This is a genomic window from Dyadobacter sp., from assembly GCF_051859145.1.
GTDB lineage: Bacteria > Bacteroidota > Bacteroidia > Cytophagales > Spirosomataceae > Dyadobacter.
On record NZ_JBHYGF010000403.1, the window covers coordinates 1 to 3,623 of the forward strand.

At 44.8% G+C, this 3,623-nt stretch carries 6 protein-coding genes; all 6 read right to left on the reverse strand.

All coding sequences use genetic code 11. The annotated features are described in order from the left end of the window. A partial coding sequence (locus ACTIE6_RS20265; protein WP_439558364.1) for an NAD-dependent epimerase/dehydratase family protein occupies positions 1-316 on the reverse strand: 316 nt, incomplete at its 3' end. 72 nt (positions 317-388) lie between these two features. Beyond that, positions 389-1,252: a helix-turn-helix domain-containing protein gene (locus ACTIE6_RS20270; RefSeq protein ID WP_439558365.1), complete on the reverse strand. Its 864-nt coding sequence runs from the start codon at positions 1,250-1,252 to the stop codon at positions 389-391. Positions 1,253-1,308: 56 nt separating this feature from the next. Beyond that, positions 1,309-1,764, reverse strand: a complete 456-nt coding sequence (locus tag ACTIE6_RS20275; RefSeq protein WP_439558366.1) for a hypothetical protein — start codon at positions 1,762-1,764, stop codon at positions 1,309-1,311. Positions 1,765-1,814: 50 nt separating this feature from the next. After that, positions 1,815-2,384, reverse strand: a complete 570-nt coding sequence (locus ACTIE6_RS20280; protein WP_439558367.1) for a Crp/Fnr family transcriptional regulator — start codon at positions 2,382-2,384, stop codon at positions 1,815-1,817. 20 nt (positions 2,385-2,404) lie between these two features. Continuing rightward, entirely contained in the window at positions 2,405-3,217 is an 813-nt protein-coding gene (locus tag ACTIE6_RS20285) for an oxidoreductase (protein ID WP_439558368.1), read from the reverse strand. Between the two features lie 213 nt (positions 3,218-3,430). Next, a partial coding sequence (locus tag ACTIE6_RS20290; protein WP_439558369.1) for a hypothetical protein occupies positions 3,431-3,623 on the reverse strand: 193 nt, incomplete at its 5' end.

Sequence of the window (3,623 nt, forward strand, 5' to 3'; positions counted from 1 at the left end):
CATCAGGTGCATATTTCTTTGTCGCATCCAAGAGGTTCTGTGTTGCTTCGAGGTTGCTTTTCCAGATCAGGTCAGTATCGGCAGTCCGGAATACGGCCGCAAGATGGATAATCGCGGATGCGCCTTTTACGGCTTCGATGAGCGTTTGTGGGTCGAGTAAGTCGCCTTTCGTGAAGGTCACGTTGGCAGGCGCCTGTTTTCCCTCCCGGATCAATGCGTGGCAATCCCAGCCTGCGTCGGCAAGGCGGGGAAGCAGCCTGGCACCTACCAGTCCGGTGCCGCCGGTGATCAGTATTTTCTTAGATCCTTTGTTCATAATCTTTGTTTTAAAGTGATGAACAAAGCTCTGAACATTGGCTCCAAATGGGCCGGACGAAAAACGAAGGGTTCAGGACAAATCCTGAAAAAAGCTGGCGACCGTTTTGCCGGTCACTTTTTTGAACAGGCGGGAAAAGTAATCGGGATCGTTAAAACCCAGGTCGAAAGCCAGTTCTTTCACGGATGTACGCTTGCCATAATGTATCCGTCGCCGCGCTTCAAGGATCAGCCGGTTAGTAACGAACTCTTTAGGCGAAAGTCCCGAATATTGTTTAACGATTTGATAAAGGCTGTCCTGACTCACCGCCAGCGCCTCCGCAATATCCCTTATCGTGGGATGATCGGTCAGGTTATTTTCAACAAACACCTTGAACCCGATATACTTGTTGATACGATCGTCTGCCTGTCTCCCCTCCCCTGCAAAATAGGCAGTGTTGATCTCGGTCAGCAGACTATTCAAGTGCGCCAAAATCAGTTCGGGCTCAGTATCGGGCATGCGCAGCAAATCTTTCAGTATTTCAAAAATCGAACGAAGTCTGGCTGCGGCGGCAGGAGAAAAATTTACTTTATGTTGGTTAAGCGGATTCAACAGGAAGGAATATTGTCGCGGCAGTCTGGATAAACATTCATTATCAAATCCGATTTTAAAATAGTCAGCACCATGCCCCATTTCCGGAAGCTGCTGAACCTGATGCGGCAGCGAGAAAAGTAGTTCATTTTTCCCAACAACAAACTCGTCCATATCCACTTTGTGGTGGCTCGAACCCTCGATTACAAAGAGCAGAAAATAGTATGGAAGCCGCTGAGTAAGTTCATGCTTGTCAATACGCTCCTTTGGCAAATGGCCGAAACCGGGAGAAACGACCCTGATCGGGAGCTGCTCGTTCTGGCTTAAATTCGCCGGCATCGAATGGCTTTTTGTTGATGCCTTCATGATCGAAATTGCTTGAAAGTGTCACTCAATACAGGTCTTCTTCGTCGCTTTGCCAATCAGTTCTTTACTGGAAAAAGCTTTTCATCTACCTCCGTACCCTGCCCGGCTACGCGGCACCAGCTGCCTGCATTCTTATGAAAAACTTCCAGTCTCCTAATTTTCATATTCACCTCCCGCCCGTCGACTTCGAGCTGGACATTGATCAGAAAATTGACAACAGCCATATTCCCGTCGTAAATGCGGATAAATTCATTACCCGGTACCGGACGAACCGATTTAAAAACCACTTTTTCCTTCGACTGCACACCCTGCCACTGCTCGTGCGAAAAGGAAATATCTCCCTTCGCACCTACCGCGATAAAGTCTTTACAATCGATTTGTACATCAGGCTTCCGGTTGCGCATAAGCGCCTTGATTTCCTGCCTCTCGTTTGGATAACTGGTCGTATCAATTTGCGCCACCGCGCCAAAGCTTCCAAGAAGTGCCAGGAGGAAAAAGATGGTTATTTTCATAGTTAGATGATTTCGGATTGCTGAGTTAAAAGGTCATTAACAAACGAAACCTACCGGATATTTCGCCTGATCCTGCTTAATGATGATTGTGTGATTCCCAGGTAGGAAGCCAGGTAAGACAAGGGAATGCGGTTTGCGAGTGTTGGGAATTTATTGAGAAATGAAAGATACCTTTCTTTTGCATCTTCTGCCATCATTGAGCTGATCTTATTTACCTTATCTGCATAGCCCTTTGCGGTAATCTTCGCGACTATGTTATCCCATTCAATAATAGTAAGTGATAACTCTCTTAATGCGCTTTTGGAAAAAAACAAGTAGGAACAATCTGTAACAGCCTGGATGTATTCGGTCGACGGTATCTCCTGATTGTAACTATTAATGTCAACCAGAAAATGATTTTCCTCCATGAAATATTTCGTAATCTCATCGCCTTTGTTGTTATAATAACATATTCTCATGATTCCCTCCGTCAGAAAAATAATTTCACGGGGTATTTTTCCGGCTTCCTGAAAATATTCGTCTTTCTTTATTTGCTTAAACACAACCTTACTTTTAATCAGCTCAATTTGCGTCGGATTCAGATTGCCAAACTGTAATAGATAATTGATAAGTGCTTCCATTTTAAACAATTCAATTGCGGTTATTTCATTTGGCTCATTACCAACTTGTCAAATTGTTTATCTGATAAAATCTTTCTAATAAACAGCATCAATTTTGCTCCCGAGGCGCCAACATACCTGGTCTTCGGATTTTTCGCTTCAATTGCTTCCTTGATTAATCTGGCAATCACCACAGGTTCCGCAGCGTCTTTTTCTATATTGGCGTACATCTTCTTCACCCCCTTCGCCAAAGAACTGTAAGGCGTACTTCCCGAAACGCGCTTCAGATATTCCGTTCCAAGTCCGACCATCTCCGATTTTGTGCCGCCCGGCTCAACCACCATTACATCGATCCCAAAAGATTTCACCTCCTTGCGAAGTGCATCGCTCAAACCTTCGATGGCAAATTTACTTGCGTGATACCACCCTCCCATCGGCAAGGTCACTTTACCACCCACCGACGAAATATTCACAATTTTCCCAAAATTATTTTTCCGCATTACCGGCAGCACTAACTGTATCAGACGCACCGCGCCAAACACATTTACTTCCATCTGGTATTTGGCATCGGCTATCGGCATATCTTCCAATGCACCATAATAGCCTGAACCTGCATTGTTAACCAGAATATCTATGCTTCCAGCTTCCTTTGAAATCTGATCAACACACGCAACCAGACTTTCCTCGATAGTCACATCCAAAGAAACCGGCTTGATTCCGTATCCCTTTAAATCTTCCATTTTCTCGATTCTGCGCGCCGCTCCATACACATTGTAGCCACTTTGTGCCAGATAAATGGCCGTTGCTTTTCCTATTCCTGCCGATGCACCTGTAATTAGTACTGTCTTTTTCATTTTAATGATTTTAATGTTTGACAGTTCAAAGGTGCTGCTCTTGGAAGTGGTAACATTTGCCATTTGGCAAAAAGTAATTCAAAGACTAAACCTAACCTACATTATCGGCTTAGCCAGATGCGCTAATACTTGTGGCCAGCTCGGGTTACGAAGGATTTGCACCTCATGAATAAAGGTAGCCAGCTATGTTGCCGACTACCTTCCAGGTTCCTGTTAATGCTGCATCTTGCCAACATCCTGAAAGAAAAACACCAGTTCCTTGAACGAAACAAACTTGTTATGACTTTCCGGATCATACCCGACATCAAGTTGAATGTTACAAATGGAGTTTTCCTGTGGTTTGGGACAAGTAACAAAAGCCTGGCTCCGGAGGAGCCCCCTGTTTATAGAAAAACCCAGCACCCAA